At 36.6% G+C, this 20,750-nt stretch carries 18 protein-coding genes and 1 pseudogene; 6 read left to right on the plus strand and 13 right to left on the minus strand.

Going from position 1 to position 20,750, the window contains the following annotated elements:
• Positions 1-9: 9 nt before the first annotated feature.
• The 4 genes from MKL32_RS10530 to MKL32_RS10545 form a co-directional block, all read right to left on the minus strand.
• A complete protein-coding gene (locus tag MKL32_RS10530; protein WP_270900517.1) occupies positions 10-2,382 on the minus strand; it encodes a hypothetical protein in 2,373 nt (790 codons plus the stop codon).
• 560 nt (positions 2,383-2,942) lie between these two features.
• Positions 2,943-4,595: a hypothetical protein gene (locus MKL32_RS10535; protein ID WP_125271958.1), complete on the minus strand. Its 1,653-nt coding sequence runs from the start codon at positions 4,593-4,595 to the stop codon at positions 2,943-2,945.
• A gap of 239 nt (positions 4,596-4,834) precedes the next feature.
• Positions 4,835-5,404: a dCTP deaminase gene (gene dcd, locus MKL32_RS10540; RefSeq protein WP_004914176.1), complete on the minus strand. Its 570-nt coding sequence runs from the start codon at positions 5,402-5,404 to the stop codon at positions 4,835-4,837.
• A 105-nt stretch (positions 5,405-5,509) separates the two neighbouring features.
• Positions 5,510-6,103, minus strand: a complete 594-nt coding sequence (locus MKL32_RS10545; protein WP_004960244.1) for a LysE family translocator — start codon at positions 6,101-6,103, stop codon at positions 5,510-5,512.
• Between the two features lie 326 nt (positions 6,104-6,429).
• On the opposite strand from MKL32_RS10545, the gene MKL32_RS10550 reads away from it, so the two are divergent.
• On the plus strand, positions 6,430-6,987 hold the full coding sequence (locus MKL32_RS10550) for a DUF2062 domain-containing protein (RefSeq protein ID WP_042891389.1): 558 nt from the start codon (positions 6,430-6,432) through the stop codon (positions 6,985-6,987).
• Between the two features lie 18 nt (positions 6,988-7,005).
• Here the strand turns inward: MKL32_RS10550 and MKL32_RS10555 are convergent, their stop codons facing one another.
• The 4 genes from MKL32_RS10555 to MKL32_RS10570 all read right to left on the minus strand — a co-directional run bounded on the left by MKL32_RS10555 (position 7,006) and on the right by MKL32_RS10570 (position 10,652).
• Complete coding sequence (locus MKL32_RS10555) at positions 7,006-7,878, minus strand: 5'-methylthioadenosine/S-adenosylhomocysteine nucleosidase (RefSeq protein ID WP_270900518.1); 873 nt, start codon at positions 7,876-7,878, stop codon at positions 7,006-7,008.
• 128 nt (positions 7,879-8,006) lie between these two features.
• The gene (apbC, locus tag MKL32_RS10560; protein WP_270900519.1) at positions 8,007-9,236 is read right to left on the minus strand and encodes an iron-sulfur cluster carrier protein ApbC; all 1,230 of its coding nucleotides are present in this window, start codon (positions 9,234-9,236) and stop codon (positions 8,007-8,009) included.
• Between the two features lie 150 nt (positions 9,237-9,386).
• On the minus strand, positions 9,387-9,923 hold the full coding sequence (locus MKL32_RS10565; RefSeq protein ID WP_270900520.1) for a hypothetical protein: 537 nt from the start codon (positions 9,921-9,923) through the stop codon (positions 9,387-9,389).
• A gap of 192 nt (positions 9,924-10,115) precedes the next feature.
• Positions 10,116-10,652, minus strand: a complete 537-nt coding sequence (locus tag MKL32_RS10570; protein ID WP_270900521.1) for a GNAT family N-acetyltransferase — start codon at positions 10,650-10,652, stop codon at positions 10,116-10,118.
• Positions 10,653-10,759: 107 nt separating this feature from the next.
• On the opposite strand from MKL32_RS10570, the gene MKL32_RS10575 reads away from it, so the two are divergent.
• Complete coding sequence (locus tag MKL32_RS10575) at positions 10,760-11,257, plus strand: hypothetical protein (protein WP_270900522.1); 498 nt, start codon at positions 10,760-10,762, stop codon at positions 11,255-11,257.
• 25 nt (positions 11,258-11,282) lie between these two features.
• Here MKL32_RS10575 and MKL32_RS10580 read toward each other — a convergent pair whose 3' ends face one another.
• A complete protein-coding gene (locus MKL32_RS10580; RefSeq protein WP_270900523.1) occupies positions 11,283-11,744 on the minus strand; it encodes a hypothetical protein in 462 nt (153 codons plus the stop codon).
• Between the two features lie 200 nt (positions 11,745-11,944).
• Here MKL32_RS10580 and metG point away from each other — a divergent pair, with 200 nt between their 5' ends.
• Positions 11,945-14,002: a methionine--tRNA ligase gene (gene metG / locus MKL32_RS10585; RefSeq protein ID WP_270900524.1), complete on the plus strand. Its 2,058-nt coding sequence runs from the start codon at positions 11,945-11,947 to the stop codon at positions 14,000-14,002.
• A gap of 61 nt (positions 14,003-14,063) precedes the next feature.
• On the opposite strand, the gene MKL32_RS10590 is transcribed toward metG, so the two are convergent.
• Complete coding sequence (locus MKL32_RS10590; protein ID WP_270900525.1) at positions 14,064-15,653, minus strand: DUF6119 family protein; 1,590 nt, start codon at positions 15,651-15,653, stop codon at positions 14,064-14,066.
• A 250-nt stretch (positions 15,654-15,903) separates the two neighbouring features.
• Between MKL32_RS10590 and MKL32_RS10595 the strand changes: the two genes are divergently transcribed.
• On the plus strand, positions 15,904-16,881 hold the full coding sequence (locus MKL32_RS10595) for an MBL fold metallo-hydrolase (RefSeq protein WP_270900526.1): 978 nt from the start codon (positions 15,904-15,906) through the stop codon (positions 16,879-16,881).
• Between the two features lie 56 nt (positions 16,882-16,937).
• On the opposite strand, the gene MKL32_RS10600 is transcribed toward MKL32_RS10595, so the two are convergent.
• The gene (locus MKL32_RS10600) at positions 16,938-17,561 is read right to left on the minus strand and encodes a LysE family translocator (protein WP_125271966.1); all 624 of its coding nucleotides are present in this window, start codon (positions 17,559-17,561) and stop codon (positions 16,938-16,940) included.
• A 311-nt stretch (positions 17,562-17,872) separates the two neighbouring features.
• Positions 17,873-18,553, minus strand: coding sequence for a DUF1345 domain-containing protein (locus MKL32_RS10605; protein WP_042893324.1), 681 nt, complete (start codon positions 18,551-18,553; stop codon positions 17,873-17,875).
• Positions 18,554-18,742: 189 nt separating this feature from the next.
• Between MKL32_RS10605 and MKL32_RS10610 the strand changes: the two genes are divergently transcribed.
• Entirely contained in the window at positions 18,743-19,291 is a 549-nt protein-coding gene (locus MKL32_RS10610) for a TetR/AcrR family transcriptional regulator (RefSeq protein WP_125271967.1), read from the plus strand.
• A gap of 13 nt (positions 19,292-19,304) precedes the next feature.
• Positions 19,305-19,989: pseudogene (locus MKL32_RS10615) on the plus strand (MFS transporter); the annotation flags it as partial.
• 29 nt (positions 19,990-20,018) lie between these two features.
• Here the strand turns inward: MKL32_RS10615 and MKL32_RS10620 are convergent.
• Complete coding sequence (locus tag MKL32_RS10620) at positions 20,019-20,720, minus strand: IS1 family transposase (RefSeq protein WP_262579462.1); 702 nt, start codon at positions 20,718-20,720, stop codon at positions 20,019-20,021.
• Positions 20,721-20,750 lie beyond the last annotated feature (30 nt).

A 20,750-nucleotide genomic window follows, 5' to 3' on the forward strand; every position in this document is an offset into this window, starting at 1 on the left:
TTAATACTCCTATAGTCCTTTCGTGGTTAATTTCATATGTTGAATTAAAAGCCCATCAATTACTGCTGAACCATAGTTATTCATTGCCGAAGGGTTCACACCACCAGTTGGAACTGCTGGAGCAGGATCATTAGCGCTGCCATATAAAATTTTCTCTAAACCACCATTAACATTAAACCATCTTGCCTCATTATTACGTGTACCAAATGCCCATTGTCTATTTTCTGCTTTCGCCGCTGTAGAGTCCAATATTGTTAAACGACTTAAACCTTTAACACCTTCTCCTGATTGGCTTGTTCCAGCACACATACCATTTCCTGTCTCACCAGGCCAACACTCATCAAGACCTGCAATAAATCCACCTAGAGTTAAGTTATTTAAATTTTCTGCACTTGTGACGCTACCTTTTTGACCAACCACAGCACTGCCACCATTTACAGGCGTGCCGCCTAAACAAGCAAATGCTGTAGTACAGTACCTTGCATATGTTCCATCAGTATTACCAAAAACTTTTGTACCATCTGCATTAACACTATCCAAATATATCCAGTCCTCATGGTAACCTTGTGTTGTGAACCAACGATATTCAACTACATCAGGTGAAAATATAACACCACTAGCTTTAATTGTATGCCCATCATAAGGGTCTGTTATTGTACTGTTAGCACCTGTCAATCCTCCCTCTGATCTCAAAAGATAACGATCTGTCACCAGGTAATTCGTATCAACACGTTGACGACGTTGTTGGTACTGCACCTCATTGTAAATCTTTGTTCCTGATATCCCTGTTCTTGAAACAGGCTGACCAAAGAATACTCCCATTGACTCAACACCATCATAAGCCAACAACGTCTTTCCACCATCAGGGCTATAAGCTGTACCAATACTAATACTACTGTGTGTTGCTAATTTAGTACCATTTGCCAAATTATAGTTTGTACGCGCAGAACCACCTTGGTAACCAGAGATAGTAGAATCACCACATTGATACACGTTACAAGTCGAACCTAAATAACTATTATCTAAGCCAGAATAGTCTGTGTAAATTTTCTTGTAAATTTCAGGTTTATTTGGAATACGAGCTATTTCTAAACTAAAATTGCGACCATCAGACCCCAAAATTACAGGTTGATATAGACTTCCTAATACAAGGTTGATATTCGGATAATAGAGATACAATCCTTCATTAGCCTCAAATGTTGGTGCAACAGTTCCATTTAAAGCTGGTGTTGATAAATTTGATTGTACTGTTGGGTTAGCAGCAGATGTCGTTTCTTTTGTACTTATACGCAATACTTTGTCACCAGCTTGGAATCCAGTAGGTAAATTCCACGATGCACCTGATACAGTATCATTGACCTTGCGATCTCTGAATCTGAATTGACAATTAGCATCACTAAAACTTATTGAAGCGTCACCACAACCTGTCGTTGCAGTTCTCCAACCCGCTGTTGTAGAGTAGTTTGTACCACCATCTATACTATAGGTACGAGATGCTGTACCGGGATTGTAGACAGCCTTGAAGTTTTGACTGTCACCACTATTTATACGAAAAACACCTGAGACGCCTAAAGTGTTATTATAAAAGGCACTCATACCATTATTATTGCTCGAGCCACCTAAGGTTTGAAATATTTGTAAATTACTGCCATTTACTCCAAAACCATTTGCAATAGCTTGCAAACGTAAACGATTCGCTCGATCGCCAGCTGAAGCCTCAGCAGCAGTTTGTGTGGAGCTAAATAATTCTCCGAGTTTAAATTGATTAGGGTCACCTTCAGGTTTACTTTGATCCCGTACAAAAGCATCAACCCATAGTGAAAGCTTTAAATTATAGGCATCTACACCTGTTTTTGTCCCAGTTTCATATAATGGTGCTTCAAGGTTTAGATATGTAACCGTTCCGTTTGTACCAGAAAAATCAGGAACATTTGTTGCTGTTGCAGCTTTGAGCACCCAAGGGTTATTTGCTGTTCCCCAGCTTGCAATCTTGGAACCAAATCGGTTATTTGAGTCATTATCATTTTTGGATAAAGCCAAACCATACAAGTATAGATCTGCTTTACCAACAGAGTGATCAGCTGTAGTCACTGACCCATCGTTGTTCGTATCTTGAACCATAGAGGTTAAACCACCTACTGGAACATAATGGATATAGCCGGTATCTTTACTTCTATCAGTTAGAGATGTTTCATTACCTGCTTTATCTCCACGCAAGACAAAAGAAAAGTCTGTAGGTAAAATTGCAACACCTTCACCAGTCGTTTGGCTTAAAGCATCGTCAGAAATTTCCTCCAGTGCAAAAGCATATTTACTTAAACACAGACCAATCAACGTTGCTAGCACAGTTCGTTTGAATGATACCGTATAAAGTGTAGTCATCTTGACCTTCCTATTCCACGATGCTCCGCATCATCATTATTTTTCTCAATTTTTTTGAGTGATTTAACTGCTACACAAAGAGTACTTTCGAGCTTCACTCGAGATAAAGGGCAAATTTCACCCACGCAATCTCAGTTTTATTATGCCGAATAATTACACAAAAGCAAAACAAAGCTGTCAAATGTTACATATTTCCGATAGATGAAAATACAACTAAAATCAGCTCACTTATCAACATACTAATTTTTAAAAGTATTCCCTACAGGTCTCAGATTCTCACATAAAAAGTGCTGCTTATCGTGTTAAAACATGTCTGCTATTGATTAGATCGTATACTTAACAAATATCTCAATATCATTCCTATCAATCGTTAATATTCTTAGATGGGAAAACCATCATAATTTTATTATTAATTTTTATAATTGAGACACAAAACAACAAATAAAGTCATCATTGATAACAATAAATCGCCACTATCTTATTAAGTATTTTCTAACATCATTCAGAAATCTAAGAATAAAAAAAGCAGCATAAGCTGCTTAAATTTAAAATATTAAAAATCAACAGAACTTCAAGTTACCATAACAGTTTGGTGTAAAATATTGATTACCTAAAGTTAGACCGTTTACAGTCAAACCCAAATTAGATAATGCAAAGCCACCTGTTGCCCCCGTAGGTCCAATCTGAATACCTAATGCCTCATTACCACTAATCAATCCGCCTAAATCACTTGTTGATGGTCGGTTGTTTGCTAGGTAAGCATTTACTTGCTGAGCAATTTGTGGATGAACACATTGTTGTGGTACCGCAGTTGTACCTTCACACAAATTAACTGGATTTGTTGGAACAATAGTTCCCAAATCAACACCATCTTTAACACTCAACCACCAACCTGGTGAAGTAATATCATCTAAAGGTTGGCCTGGCCATAGAAGATTTTGTGACTGTAAACTTAGAGATGCTCCAGAATTAAGAGGTAAAGAGTGAATCAAGCCTAATGGTTGATTAACAGTAACACTCGCAGTAATATTTTTCACTTTTGTATACATGTTTACGTAATAACTACTACCCGCAACAATACAACCAATACCACTACAACCATCAACTTTAGCTCTTATAGAAGCTAAAACATTTGTATTGTTATTTGCCTGATTTGGATCATTAACACCCCCTTGTGTACCTACTGCAGAGATATTATTTGGATTCAAATAGACAATATTACCACCAGCTCCATCAGAAATTGTTGTACTTCCAATCGTATATGTTGGTTTCACAGGGAAAGTACTACCATTAGAAGACAGACCATAACTATTACATTGACTACTTCCACTACCACAGTTACTGTTATTGAAATCACGTCCCAAAACTAAATCTGGTAGTTGCACCACAGGATTGAGAGATAGAACCGTAGGCATACGATTACCTTTAATCGTAAATCCAGGAATTTCAAAACCAACATTTTTAAATCCTGGTACCCAAAATCCACCTTGATCTAAATGGAATTTAGCAACCGTACCTAAAGGGGCATTTAATGAACCTGAAATTCTGTTATAAGGATCAGAAGCATCAAAATAACTTGGCGCAGTTTCAACTACACCTTTAATTTTACCAGAACTATCTGAGCGGACAGGTATATAACCAGATAAAGCATTAACACCATTTGGAACAGCAGAGTTTTCTGTTCCAATCGTTAATAATCCTTGTGCTTTTTCTGAACTAACACGAAAACCGATCATTTCTCGCGTAGCTGCAGAACCTGGATTTTTAATGGCAAATTCTATGAATGGATTTGTTAATTTTGCTGAACTACCAACACGATTTGTACGGTTTTGATCACTGCCAGCATCTGTTGCTGGATTACCTGTAATGCCAGGGTTACCACTCAAACTCACATTATCTAAATCAATATCACAACCAGGCCCATTACGACCACCACAACCTAATTGTAATTTCTTAATATTCACATTAAGTTCTAGCTCAGCTTCCATGCCTAACTTATAAAACCCGACCGTTTGATCACCACCAGATCTAGCTCTTTCCAAGTTCGCAGCATCAGTAGGAGCAATATATGACAAACTCATTAATGCTTGACCAGTTGTAGCGGACATTTCAGTATCAGTTAAGCTTGTTAAAGTAGAAGTAGCATTAGCAGTATTCAAGCACAATCCGCCCAAAGCCAACAATGCCAAATGAAGAGACTTAAACCGTCGCATGAAACCGACCTCCATGTTCTAAACATCCATATTTTTTTTATAGGTGTTATGCCAAACCACAACTCACGCTTTAGATGAGCTTAAAGTGATTTTGTACAAAAACAAACCAAATTATATTCATTCTATCTTATTTTTATCAAAATACTAGCTTCATTCATCTGAACTATTTTTAACGATAAAGTATTTTGTAAGAAATGATATGTAGAAAAAAGCCCATCATGTTATAGATGGGCTTTTTATTAGGTCTTAGGTAAAGTCACACCTGTCTGACCTTGATATTTACCACCACGATCTTTATATGATGTTTCACATACTTCATCGCTTTCAAAGAAAAGCATTTGTGCGACACCCTCACCCGCATAGATACGCGCAGGTAAGTTTGTAGTATTGGAAAATTCTAAAGTAACGTGACCTTCCCACTCAGGCTCTAACGGCGTCACATTTACAATAATACCGCAACGCGCATAAGTCGACTTACCCAAACAAACAGTAAGTACATTTCGAGGAATACGGAAATATTCGATGGTACGCGCTAAGGCAAATGAGTTTGGTGGGATGATACAAACGTCTGATTCGATATCAATAAAGCTTTTATCGTCAAAGTTTTTAGGATCAACAATCGCTGAATGAACGTTGGTAAATACTTTGAATTCACGTGCGCATCGAACATCATAGCCATAGCTCGACACCCCATAAGAAATCAACTTTTCGCCATTTTCACCATAACGAACTTGATTCTCTGCATAAGGTTCAATCATGCCGTGTTTTTCGCTCATTTCACGAATCCAACGATCAGATTTTATTGCCATGACTTTTTTCCAAAATCTAAATTAATGATTGGCAGGTACTTTAACGTAAATCATCATTAATGAAAATAAGACTGCTATCCTGATAGGCAGAATAGCAGAGATACTTTATAAATTGATTAATGCAGAATAGCTGATCGGGATTGAAAAACTAATAAGCACAACAGATGCTGTACGTTGTAATTTTGATTGTGAAAGCCATTTAACCTTATTGGTCGCCAACATGGCTCCGACAGAAATCCAAAACAGAGCAATCGGCAGAATCAAACCAACAAAAGCACTCATATGCGCTAAGTAGATATCTTGGCTCTTCCATGCAACTGCTGGAAAAATAGCAGAAGCAAACAACAACGCTTTAGGATTTAAAAGCGTAGCAAACAATAATTCACGTGGGCGAATAGTTGGTTGATTTAATGCCACTTGTTGATTCGCTGTACGCCAAAGCTTAATCGCCAAATACAAAATATAGCCAGCGCTCATTAATTTTAAAAAGGTGGGAAGTAATGGTAAAGCTGTTGATACTTTGCCAATCAACATCCCCCAAGCTGTTATAGCAACGATATAACCCAATGCTTCAGCCGGAATAAGTAAAAGTGATTTGCGTACACCAACCTGTACACCAGATGATGCCAATAATGTGTTGGTTGGGCCAGGAGTAAATAATATGGTTATAACTAAACCAATGAAAAACCATGAAATCATTGAATGACCTCACTAAAGGATTCTCTGAGATTAATTCAATTACAATTTTATAGCAAAAAAATAACTGTAAGCACTTATAACGTTAATTTCACTACAATTATTTAACTATTTATTTTATTTCATCTTTATAAATTTCAAGTAGCTCGCTACTGAACAGTCACCTAGATATCTGTGTATATTTAAAGTACGATTACCGTGAATTTTTGAATAACATTTTACTGATTAAATTAAGATCTAGCATGAAATTTAAGCTAAACCTAAGCAAAAAGTGCTATTTTATAATCAGTTGATCACACTATTTCCATTCTTCTACTCGCCAATATTTTATGCCTAAGCAATTTTTTCATAAGTGGCTTCCTTCATCAGAGAAAGTTGCTCAACTCAAGTTTATGCGCATTTTTGGGCAAAGTACCTTAAATCCTTTACTTTGGTATGTGAATCGTCACTCTATCGCCAAAGCGATGTTTATTGGTACCTTTTGGGGCATATTACCTGTACCTTTCCATAGTTTATTTATTATTCTGACAATCCTATGGTTTGAGGTTAATTTGCCGATCGGACTGTGTATGGCATGGCTGACCAATCCTCTCACTGTAGTTCCTATACTTTATTTAGGCTTTTGGTTTGGTACTAAGATTTATCATGTCAATATGATTGATCAAGAGATGTTATTGGGTGTGCTACATCAAATCATCAATTGGTTGAAGAACTTTGGACATGGACATATAGACTTGAGTCTGGCAAAAATCTTAATTTCAGGTTTAGTGATAGAAGCCATTCTGTTTGCTTTACTGTTTTATTGTGCAACTCACCTCTTATGGCGCTGGTTTGTTATAAAAAGTTGGAAAAATAGAATTCAAAATAATCAAGAAGAAATCATGTAGCTGATTTCTTCTAGGTCTTTAGTTTTTATCCAATTGTTGTTTCATGTATTGTTCAACCACATCAAGCACATAGTCCTGACATGCCTCACCCGTAGCAGGATTATATGCACCATTGTTAGTAATATTATTAGATAAAATTCTTATACCTAAAAATGGAACATTAAACTGTTGTGCAATCTGTGCGACGGAAGCTGCCTCCATTTCCTCTACAGAAGTTTGATAATTAGTATGGAAAAACTGGATTCGATCTAGCTCATTATTCCAAACATCTGCTGAACCAATCGTTCCCTCAACCACATTCCCTTTGCTATAAGAAGTTTTTGCTTTATGTGCAGCGATCAGTAACTGTTGATCACCTTCAAATTTGCGTATCGCAATCGGTTCAGGGTCAGACTCATCTTCTGGTAACACATCAAATGCCTCTGTCCATGCCAATGAGTTTGAACCACTCCCTATCGGTAATCTTGGTGTTCTAAACGCACCAATATTTGTCGTGTATTTACCTAATACAATATCAAACACGTTTAAAGCAGGATCATGCCCGCCTGATGTACCTTGGTTAATAATTGCAATGGGTTTATATCGCTCAATTGCAAGTGCTGTAGCTGCGGCAGAATTACTCATACCCATACGTGTTTTGGACACGATCACTGGATAACCTTTATAAGTTCCTTTCCAAAACTTCCATCCACCCACTGTTTCAACACTGACGTTATCTAATTTTGATGCCATACGTTCAGATTCGACAGGTAAAGCACCTTGGATCACGATGGGTTGTAATTTAGTTTCTAATTGCTCAGTCTCTTTTAGAGAATCATCACCATTACAAGCACTCAGTAAAAATGCACTACACAATCCCAGAATACTTACAGCTCTTTTGACGGACTTCATATCATCACTCAAAAATAAAATAGTGATGAAGCAACTCTCATGCTATATTTTACCAAACGATATATTTGCAACATCAAACAAAGAAAAGCCCAACGAAATGTTGGGCCGAACTTAAAAATAACCATCAGTTAGAAAATGCGCTTGTCATCTCTCTGACGTTTTGGAAGTTTTTCCAGCTGTTTTAAGACACTTTCCGCAATATTGATATAGCTTTCAGAAGCGACATCTTGTGCAATGACACTTGGTTTACCATTATCGGCATTCTCTCGGATTTTTGCATCTAAAGGTAAACGACCTAGTAAAGGTATGTCATATTGTTCAGAAAGCTGATCACCACCACCCGTACCAAATATTTGCTCTTCATGTCCACAGTTAGAACAAACATGTGTTGACATATTCTCAATCACACCGAGTACAGGAATATTCACTTTATTAAATAATTCAATCCCTTTTACCGCATCCATTAAGGCAACATTTTGCGGTGTAGTAACAATTACCGCACCAGTCACTGGGATACGCTGTGCAAGCGTTAATTGAATATCGCCAGTACCTGGTGGCATGTCGATAACCAATATATCCAAATCTGGCCACAGAGTTTGATTAAATAACTGCATCAATGCGCCAGTGGCTTTAGGACCACGCCATGCTACAGGAGTATTATGCGCACCAATCAGATGTCCGATTGAAATCACGGCCATTCCATAAGCATCTAAAGGAACAAAATGTTCATTTTCAATCTGTGGTGTGCGACCAGCATTGCCTAACATAGTTGGAATACTTGGACCATAAATATCTGCATCCAACACCCCAACTTTTAAACCAAGTTTTTGCAATGCGAGCGCAAGATTCACAGTTGTGGTTGATTTACCTACACCACCTTTACCCGATGAAACCAAGATTACGTTTTGAATACGTGGATGTGGAGCAACATCTCGTTGTTGTGGCGCAGCTTTTTCAATCGGAGGATTATTTGGGTCTGCTTCAGCTTTCGGAGATGCATCCATTACTGGAGGAAGCTTGGTGTTTTGTTCTTTTGGCTTAGATGAACAACTATGTCCCGCCTCGCCATGGGCAGCATGTTTCTGCTGAATAATATGCAGATTGAGTTCTTGGATACCACACTTTTCTAAGGCATCTGCAAGTTCATCATGGATTTGTTGTAAATGATCTTTTTCTTCAGGAAATGTATTGATCGTGAGCTGTAGGATGCGACCTTGAACATTGACTTGGCTGATACGATCTTTCAAGGCATTTTCAGAGTTTGGAAGAATATAATTTTGAAGGACTGTTCGGATTTCATCTTCCTTCACTTCTTGCGCAGGCGAAAAAACGGATTTTAAGGAAGAAAGCCACGACATTTTGTACTCCAAAAACTGATCATACTCACTGAATGTGGTTAGTTTAGCAGTATTGAAGATTCGACGCTCATATCAAAGACCGTAATTGCTCAATTTTATGTCGCAATTTATCTTTGTCTATCAGCGTCGATTGTTAAAGCTTTATCGTGATTAACCTTTGAATTTATTGATCGTATCAGTGGCAGCTTTCTTTAAATCATCTAACTTGCTGCTAGCTTGAGCTTTCAGATCATCAAATTTTGCAGCTGCCTCATCTTTTAACTCAGCTGCTTTGGCTTTTGCATCTTCTAATTTATGCGTTGCCTCTTCTTTTAAATGATCTAATTTCTCTTTGGCAGCATGTTGAGTATCCGCCAGTTTTTCTTTTAACTCATCTGCTTTAGCTAATAATGCAGCTTTACTTTCACCGTATTGATCGCTTGCATTGGTCTTTAAATCATCTAAAGCTTGCTCGCCCTTTTGCTTCAACTGATTGGCTTTATCTTTAGCTTGCTGTAAATCAGCTTTAGTTTGATCAATATCTTTCGCTGCAAAGTTTTTTACATCCTCCACAGTTTCCTGACCTTTTTGTTTGATATCACTTCCAAGCTCGCTGACTTTATCTTTAGCCTGCTGAAAGTCTGCTTTGGTTTGCTCTAAATCTTTTGCTGCGAACTGTTTTAACTGATCAATTTTGTCATTACTCATGTCTTGTTCCTCTTGTTATTTCGTAAAAGCTGTCGTTGATTTCTATTACAGTTATACAAGATTCTGCCTACACTTATCGTGTTTGCTGCAAATTGAAACAAATGGGATACAGGATGATTCAAATTTATTGCTGATTAATAACCATTTGAATTTTCATATATAAAAATCATATAAATGCATAACACAACTAAATTACTTGATACGATCAAACTGCTGAATCTCATACAATACATGCCAATTTAATGGATGATCTTGAGCTAAAGCAGGATGTTGAAATTCTGCTAATTTTCTCATCCCTAAGCTTTGCATAAGCGCTTGTGATCGCAGATTTTCTAAAGTGGTAAAAGACACAACATTTTCAAGCTGCAAATGATTAAAAGCAAAATCTAAGGCTGCATTTGCTGCTTCTTTTGCATAACCTTTGCCCCAAAATGCTTGATCTAAGCGCCAGCCAATTTCAACACAGGGTGAAAATGAAAACTGTGTGGGTTGATCATGTAATCCTACCAAGCCTATCAATTGCTGAGTCTGTTTTAATTCTACTGCCCAAAAGCCCCAACCCTGTTTTTCAATAATTTCCTTTAATTTATCTATATATACATCGCTTTCAGCGCGCGTTAAAACTTTTGGAAAATACCGCATAACCTCTGGATTAGCACTCATCTCTGCAAAAGGTAAATAATCCGTGTCTCGCCATTGGCGTAAAATCAGCCTTGGTGTTTCGATCATTTTTAGAACCATTAAATTTGTATTAAAAACTATTCACAATATAGAGAATTAGATCAGATATACTTTTGCGCTATCGTGAAATTAACCTAACTTATAAAGCTTTATATATGAATGAAAATGAACTTCTAGAAATTCAAAATGAACTGCAAGCTCAACAAAAGCGCCTGAACTATATTCTTTCGAGTAAAAGAAGAATACAAAGCATGATTGATTCTTTTGAAGGTGATTTAGCAGAACAATTACTTCCTGTCATTCATAATGAAAGCAACGATTATGCTGGAATCGCAACAAGTTTGGCACTTTCAATTTGTTGGAAATTTTCAAAAGTTGAATTTCCAAATACCGTTCATTGGTGCAGTGAATTAAGTATCAGCGATCTACAAGTTAAAGATGAATTTACCGCTGTAATTAAAGCCCAAGCTTGGTTGGGAACTTTAGGAAGTGATGAGCTTTGGCAAACGCCACTCTTTGCCGAAATTACAGTTGATCCAAAAACCAATAGTTTAAAAAGCTATCACATCCATTTCTTATCTAAAGGGAAAATCATCTCTTTAAGAAAGAACGCTAAGCAAAGTGTTACCGTTAAGCAGATGCAGAGTATGTAATCCTTTGGGATACATACTTTTTTAATCAAAATAAGATCATGTTCTTCTTTTGATTTACTTTATTCATCACAAAATAACAACTGTTCGCCCCCATACAACTCAAAGCCAAAATCGGCAGCATCATGAAATACATCACAACACCAATTTTTAAAGTTGAAAAATCAATGTGGTTCACTTGATCTTCGAAGAGGATCATTAAGACCAGTAAAGCCCAAGCAATTAAGATCACAAAACTTATTTTTAAAAACTGGTATAAATCAAAAATCTGAGTGGGCAATTTCAATACTGCAAAAACAATCAGATAAAAGATCAAACCCAAAACGATGAGTATTGGGGTCAAATACATCATAACTTCCATGCCATCACTGACTACATGAAGCAGATGATTCTGTCGATAATTTAAGAACAAACAAAATGGAATCACAAAACTAAAAACAGAAACTAAACTGGCTGAGACTGATGAAAAAACTAATGACCAAGACCTCATTTTTATTTTCCTCTCTTTGATATTGTGATTATTCTCGATCAAACAGATGTACTTTGATTGAAGCCAAAGTGAAGCTTGTATGAAGTTTCAAAATAAGATTCCCTTCAGGCTAAAAAGATTTCACCGATTCCCTTGTGCAAGTCGCTCTTAAGTCATGTAAAATCATCCACCTTGTAAATACGAATGAGAGAACAATATCCGTGCGTAAAATTTTAGTCACCAATGCCCTTCCTTATGCCAATGGTCCTATCCATATGGGTCACTTACTCGGTTATATCCAAGCAGATATTTGGGTTCGTGCGATGCGTGCAATGGGTCATGACGTGACTTACGTATGTGCGGATGATGCTCATGGCACAGCGATCATGTTACGTGCTGAAGCGAATGGCATTAGCCCTGAAGCGCAAATTGCCAATGTTCAGAAAGAACACATTCGTGATTTTGATGGTTTTGGTGTGCATTTCGATCATTATGATTCAACTCATAGCGATGCAAACAAAGCACGTGCATCTGAGATTTATATTAAAAACCGTGAAGCAGGCAATATCGCTGTTCGCCCTGTCACACAATTATTTGATCCTGAAAAAGGCATGTTCTTGTCTGATCGTTTCATTAAAGGCACGTGCCCGAAATGTAAAGCGGAAGATCAATACGGCGACTCATGTGAAGTCTGCGGTACAACCTATAACGCGACCGAGTTATTAAACCCACGCTCAACATTGAGTGGTGCAACGCCAGTTGAGAAATCATCAGATCACTATTTCTTTAAACTACCGAATTTCTCAGAATACTTACAGAAATGGACACGTGATCAAGGTCGTTTACCATTGTCTATTGCCAACAAGCTAGATGAATGGTTTGAATCGGGTTTATCAGATTGGGATATTTCGCGTGATGCGCCTTATTTCGGTTTTGAAATTCCAGATGCTCCAAACAAATATTTCTATGTTTGGGTAGACGCTCCGATTGGTTATATGTCGAGTTTTGAAAACTACATCAAAGCTAAACGTCCTGATCTAAGCTTTGATGACTTTTGGAAAAAAGACAGCGACAAAGAAGTCTATCACTTTATCGGTAAAGACATCGTTTACTTCCATGCACTGTTTTGGCCTGCAATGCTTGAAGGTGCGAACTACCGCACGCCATCTGGTTTATTCGTAAATGGTTTCTTGACAGTGAATGGTCAGAAGATGTCAAAATCTCGCGGTACATTCATTAAAGCTGAAACTTATTTACAGCACTTGAACCCAGAATATTTACGTTATTACTTTGCTTCTAAGCTTTCTGACAAAGTTGAAGATTCGGATTTGAATTTGGATGACTTCGTACAGAAAGTGAATTCTGACCTTGTAGGTAAAGTGGTAAATATTGCCAGCCGTTGTGCAAAATTCATTAACAGCAATTTCAATAATACGCTTTCAAACACATGCGCTGAACCTGAATTGGTTCAAAGCTTTATTGATGCGGGCGATTCAATTGCTCAAGTCTATGAAGCACGTGAATTCTCTGCTGCTATTCGTGAAATCATGGCTCTTGCTGACAAAGCGAATCAATATATTGATGAGAAAAAACCGTGGGCGCTTGCGAAGCAAGAAGGTCAAGAACAACAAGTTCATGATGTTTGCTCAGTTGGTATCAACTTATTCCGTCAGCTTGCAATTTACTTGGCTCCAGTGCTTCCAACACTTGCGGCTCAAGTTCAGTCTTTCTTACAACTTGAAAGCTTTGACTTTGCATCACGTCAGCAAATCCTCGTTGCACACGAAATTGCTCAATTCCAACCGCTTATGCAGCGTGTTGATCCTAAAGCAGTTGCAGCCATGGTTGATGCATCTAAAGATTCTTTAGCTGCTGCGGCAGAAGCACCAAAAGTGGAAAAGAAAAAAGAAAAGAAAGCTGAGAAGAAGCCTGAGCCTAAAGTGGGTGAAGCTGAAATCATTGGTATTGAAGACTTTATGAAAGTTGACCTTCGTGTAGCTGAAGTTTTAGAAGCTTCAACTGTCGAAGGTTCTGATAAATTGCTTCAACTCACTTTAAATGTAGGCGAAGCTGAACCACGTAATGTGTTTAGTGGCATTCGTGAGTTCTATCAGCCAGAAGATTTAAAAGGCAAATTGGTGGTGATGGTGGCTAACCTTGCACCGCGTAAGATGCGCTTTGGTATTTCTAACGGTATGGTACTTGCCGCGGGTAATGGTGAAGGTGTTTGGGTGATTTCACCTGAATCTGGCGCTAAACCAGGCGATAAAGTGTCTTAAGGTTTTAAATGTTAGACAAGAAAAGCCTCTACTAATGTAGGGGCTTTTTTAATTAATTCCACTATTTAATATGTCTAGAAATATATATTCTAGGTTTTAAGCCAAAAAACTCTACACGTTTTTTCCATGAATCAAGAGCTAACAAAAATTGAATAGAATTTATTTCAATGATAGATGAAATAGTTTTGTCATAAACAATCCATAATGCCACTGCCTTTAACTCACAATTAAGTGAAATTATATTTTGTTTGATTAACTCGAGTGAACTTTTTGATTGCTCAATATTATAAATTAGATCCTGAGTTGTACTAGGAATTTTCACAGAAATTATTTCATTATCCTTAAGCAAATCAGCTACTTCTATTTTATATTTTTTACCATCCGGATCTAATGATCGTATTATTTCCAATTGACGATCTAACAACTCATATCCATTAACCTCACTCATTTTTTTATTAAAGTAATATTCACGATATTTTAACTTATCAGTGCCAGTATCATTAGCTATTTCTTTTTCTTTTTGTGATTTCCAATCTAAATATTCTTTCTCAATTAGTGCATCACTGGGAACTATTTCAATCCCTACCAATGATTTTTTTAAATAATCCATAAATGTTTGATTAAACTTAAACCATTTTCCATTTTTTAGAAAATAATTATATCCCTCATATTCTGTATAAAAATCTAAAAGTTCTTTTAAGTCTTTAGTTAATCTACTACTTTCTTCACGCTTGAATCTTACTTTTACATCATCAAGATTATTAATTTGATTTTCTTTCAAAAAATTTGAAATTTTTACAATATCTAAGCTATTTCCTATATCAAGCTTTTCAACTTCTTTTCGTCCTTGTTTAAAAACCAATTCATAATTATATTCATTAAATCTAAAAATAATATTGATTCCTGATATACTAATTTCTTCAACACCGACATTAGCCTGATTATTAATTATTTTAGTTAAAATTTCTGAGTTAAGATCATTAATTAATATTTCATCTGATATTAGCTCTAATTTTGGTAATCTAATAATTTCATCGCCACTCATACTATCTGAAATATCATTAAGTATTTTTGATAGCTCGCAAGGTTCTTTACTTATATCCAGCTGAATAGAGTCTGCAAAAACTATATTTTTATCCCCCCATACCTCTGTATTTGAAGCTTTCAATTTTAAATGCTCAACTGATTCTCCAGAATCATAACTATCTTTATTAAAATTTTCATAAGAAGAAACTTCATGACGTTTAGTTCCTGTGAAATATCGGCTTTTCTTTAAAAGAATAGACTGCTCATTAGCCATACGTATAGCTAAGCTAATTCCAAAATCCAATTCAATGAATTTTGACAAATAAAAATGAGATTTACCTAAACTAACAGCATAAATTTCTTTTGGGTTATCTTCATTTTTACAGATTAACAAACCAAAATAGAAAATATTTTTGGGTAGTTCATCTGGCAAATTTAAAAAGTCTTTATAAGTTTCAAACCACCAAATCTCATTTCCTTTAATTTCTTCTGAGAAAAAGAAGGTCATCTCATAATTGTCATAATTTTGAGTTTTTTGCTTAACTAAACCAACAGATTCAATTTTATTTAACAAATCAACATATTTATCATTTTTGATTCTATAAATATTATATGTATTCCCCATACAACCCTCATCAAATAAAATAAGCTTAATGACAAATTAATTTTTATATATCCAATATTATAATAATCAAGATTTAAAGTAATATGCAATAAATATTTTTAAGCCAATAAGAACAATAAAATCAAACAGTTACTCACATTCCAATTTGCAAGATAAAACAGCAAATTCAATTTAATATCGTTTTTCTTTTAAAGCATAGATATCCATGCTAAAAAGTAGACAATTCAATTAAAATTGAGAATATCTATAAATGAAAAAAACTGCCCTACTCCTTTCAGCATCATTCTTGAGCAGCTTCCCTTTACCCACCCACGCAGAGACAAGCAAAACCCTGCCAGTCATTGAACAACAAAAACAGGTTGCGGGTTTCTATCAACACCAAGTCGGTGATGTACAAATCACTGCCCTGCTCGATGGTACAAACTTTATGTCACCAAACTTGTTTAAAGACATACCGCAACAACAAGTTCACGAGATTTTAAAGAAATATTATGCTGATCAAGAGAAAGGTATACAGACCTCAGTGAATGCCTTCCTCGTCAATACAGGAAAATCTCTGGTATTAGTGGATAGCGGTGCAGCCAGTTGTTTCGGCTCACATTTAGGTTCAGTGTTAACCAATCTAAAAGCATCAGGCTATCAACCTGAACAAGTTGATACCATTCTACTCACGCATCTACATCCCGACCATGTCTGTGGTATCAGTAAAGATGGTATTGCCAATTTCCCTAATGCAACCGTGTACGTATCAAATGATGAAGCAAGTTTTTGGTTAGATCCGAAACAAGCAGCAAAACTACCGAAAGAAAAACAAGCCAATTACTCAGGTACGGTTGAGAAAATTAAACAAGCGATTGCGCCTTACCAAGCCAAACAACGCTTTAAAACCTATAAACTCGGTGATGACATTCATGGTTTTAAAGTCATTAATACGGCAGGACATACACCAGGGCATTTTAGCTATGAGCTAAAAACCAAAGATGAAAACGTGGTGTTTATTGGAGATATCGTACATTCACATACTGTGCAATTTGATAAGCCTGAAACGGCAATTGAATACGATATAGACCCGAAAAAAGCCGTTGAAACGCGTTTAAAGCAATTCGCTGATTTTGCTAAAAAAGGACAAACCATCGCTGCACCACATTTACCTTTCCCCGGCATTGGACACATTTATTCAACCGATGGAAAAAGCTATCAATGGATTCCAACTCATTTCAAAGATTAAATGTTTTTATTTAGAATTAGCCCATAAAAAAGCGGCCTTCTTGGTCGCTTCTTTTATCACTTCATTCCAAAGATCAACTTCAATCCAAGCAAGGTCATGACACCACCTGCGATACGATCAAAAACAGCTTTAGATTTTAAATAAACTTTACGTGGTCCTTCTGCTGACAATGCAACAGCCACTAGAGAATACCAACCTGTATCAATAAAGAAACACAAAATTGGCAACACCACATAGAAATAAGTTGGAATTTCTTTAGGTAATAAAGCAGTAAAAATACTGGCAAGCACGATTGCAATTTTAGGATTACTCAACTGCGTGATAAGACCTAAACGAAAAGCTTGTGCATAGCTCATGTTATGAACTGCACCCTCCGTTGATGCCATTGGTTCTTTGGCATGTTTAATAATTTTATAAGCAAGCCAAAGTAAATACAGACCACCAAAGATTTTTAAAGCCAAATATGCTGAAGGCACTGCAAGTAAGATTGCCTGTAATCCCATCACAGCTAGAAAACCAAACAAAGCGGCACCCGTACCTGTACCAAGCGCAGTAAATAAACCATGTTTACGTGAAATCGCAATCGAGTTTTTTGCAACATAAATAAATGTCGGACCAGGGCTAATCGCACCTAACATCAATGCCAATGTAATCGAGCCTAAAATCAATATTGATTCCAAGATAAACCTCAAAATTAGAATAATTTTCTAGCAAATATTTTATGCGAAAAAGACTCATACAAGATACTATTTTTTACAAACCACAATGTATGGATAAAATCTTATAATTCAATAAATTAATTAAAAACAATAATAAAAATCAAATAACTTCTATAAAAACTATCAGAATTACTGAGCTAAGATGAGCTATTAAATAAAAAACCAATCATCTACGTTTCTTATTTAACCAGATAAAATATTAAATATTTACTCCACTATTTCACTATTTTGAATAATAAAACTCACCTTATAGATTCATTTAGCATTGTTAATTAGCCAAAACCGATCAGGCTCGCTGCCACATTGATTGCAACCGCCAAAATCACGGTATTAAAAATAAAAGCTAAAACACAATGAAAAATATTCAGATGTCTAAGCTGTGAGTTAGTAATAGAAACATCTGCGGTTTGTGCAGAAGTGCCAATGATATAGCTGAAATAGACAAAATCGAGATAATCAGGTTGATCTGTTTTTGGAAAATCCAATCCCTCATCGACTTGACGGCTTTTCGCAAGATAATAGTCATGTGCATAATGGATAGCGAACAAGGTATGCAGTAATAGCCACGATGAGAAAATAGTTCCTATCGTTAGCAAGATCAGAATCGTTTTAATGATTGCTTGATCTTTGGGAACATGACTGAGTTGCACAGCAATCGAAATAAAACAAACAACAATTGCGATTAAAGCAACCGTAAGTATCATCCACTTCCCTTCATCTTGTTGCTTTGCTCGTTCTAAGATGTGTTCTGGATCTAAACGCCACATCATCTTTAGGATCATAAACAGATATAGCCAGATGGCAGTATTCCAGCCAATTTGTAGCCGTGTCGCCCAATGCCATGAGCTGAATGTTTGCAGCACAAAAAAGATAACGAAGCCCAAAGCAAAAGTTGCGGATAAGTATGGACGATGTTTTAAACCACGAAAAAATCGATGCATGAAGGCTTGCATATAAAACCTACCTTAAAATTTTCAAAATCAAATTGTTTTATTTTTTAATACGATAAGTTTGTTGCTACACAAACCAATTTACCTCTATTACTCAATATAAACAAATCAGATATCGATCGTTTATTTACATCGGACAAATTTGTCCGTTAAATAACTCTTATCCAATTTATATACCTAGCAAGTTCAATAATGAATAAACGTGTTCAACAAGCTGCTCATAACCGCGAGGAATTGCTTCATGCAGCAGAAGAGGTATTTCGGGCTCAAGGTGTACATGTGCCATTACAAGCAATTATTGATCATGCAGGCGTAGGACGAGCAACCTTTTATCGTAATTTCTCAGATCGCAAAGCACTCATGTTTGCCCTACTTGATCAAGCGATGATGCGCTTAGAACAGAGAGCATCAGCTCTGCTCGAATATAATGATGGTTTTATTCGTTTGATTGAAGGGCATATTGAACAACTCCCTCATCTAATCGTACTGATTGATTACTGGCGTATCATTGATCGCCAAGACCCAATCATGCTAAACATTTATGAGCGACGAGATAAAGCATTACAACCTTTAATTGATAAAGCCATAGCGCATCAATTGTGTCGCCCTGATCTGACTCCACAAGACTTTGGCATGATTACGGCGATCTTAGGCTCTTCGTTTCAAGGACATCCTACTTCTGATCAAGTGCGACTGGCAAAACGTGCAATAGAATTATTATTAAGCGGCATCAAAATTTAGTTCGAGGAATAATATGGATAACAGCCCTCGCTATCTTGAAACTCCACCCGATTGGTCAGCCGATGAACGCCCTACGCTACCCGGCTCTCCTGCGGCTATCGCACATGCAAAGCCAAAACGTTTTGCATATTTCTTTATTGGACTATTTATTTGTATTGCTGCCAGTTTAAGTAATGGTTTTATTGTCGCTAATTTACCAATTTTCCAAGGTGAGTATGGTCTCACACCATCACAAGCAGCTTGGTTACCTGCTGCTTATGTGATGGCAAATGTCAGTTCAAATTTGATCTTATTTAAAGCTCGGCAACAATATGGCTTAAGACTATTTTCAGAAATTGGATTATTAGTATTCATTGGTGTGTTGGTCTTACACATCTTTGTCAAAACCTATGAAATGGCTTTATTTGTCCGCTTTATTGCAGGTTTAGCCGCTGCTCCACTTAGCTCATTGGGTATGTATTACACCATGCAAGCTTTTGGTAAAGCAGATATGGCAAAAGGGATTTATTTGGCTTTCGGCTTTCAGCAACTCGGTTTGCGTTTTGGCTTGGATTATCTCGCCGTTTTTACTAAGCGCCAATCAATGGGATGTGATTTATACCTTTGAACTGGGTTTGGCAATTTGTTGTTTTGCAATGGTGGTAGCTTTAAAGCTGCCTCGAAGTATGCGTCTCGCGGTTTTTGAGAAACAAGACTTTTTGGTGGTGTTTCAAAAAGTATGCTGGCGTTAAACAAATCCGTTATTAAGGTAAAAGAAAGTCAAATCAAAGGCTTTAAAATGATTTTCGAGCTTTTTAGAAAAGTTGCAACTTCTCCTAAATCCACGCCTGATTCGATGACGAATTCTACAGTTGTTACCTTCAATACCGACGGTAAAAAACTTACCGATCACTTGCTTGCAACATTGAAATGCTGTGATAAAACTATCCCAGGGATCACTCGCAATTCGAGCATATTGAACCCCAAGCTTTTTAAGTCTAGCTTTAAGACGTTGAACCGTTGCTAAATCCCGCTTACCCCAAACATAAGCAACAATTTCTCCAGATTCTCGATGGTAGGCATAAATAAGCCATTGTTTATTTTTCTTATTCCCTACAAAAGTCCAGAGTTCATCGACTTCAAGACATTCGTAGTTGCTTTGTTTAGGCTGAATCTGATAGATCGATTCACTTAAGGTTCGTAATACCTTGCCAATGCTGATACGCTCGACTTCAGCAATATCTCTTACACCGTTTCCTCTGACCATTAAATGTAATATCTTGCCGGTAATACCTGAGTTACACCCTTGATAGCTTAATGCATGATCACCAATAAACTGACGTTTGCAATCTTTGCATTGATGGTTTTGTTTCCCATCTACTTTGATGCCATTTCTCTTTATATTGTTACTTAGACAGGTAGGACATTTGATTTGTAGCGTTATTTTCATACCTCTATTTTATCAAAAGCCATATTGTTT

The organism is Acinetobacter sp. AOR34_HL (genome assembly GCF_027854795.1).
GTDB lineage: Bacteria > Pseudomonadota > Gammaproteobacteria > Pseudomonadales > Moraxellaceae > Acinetobacter > Acinetobacter junii.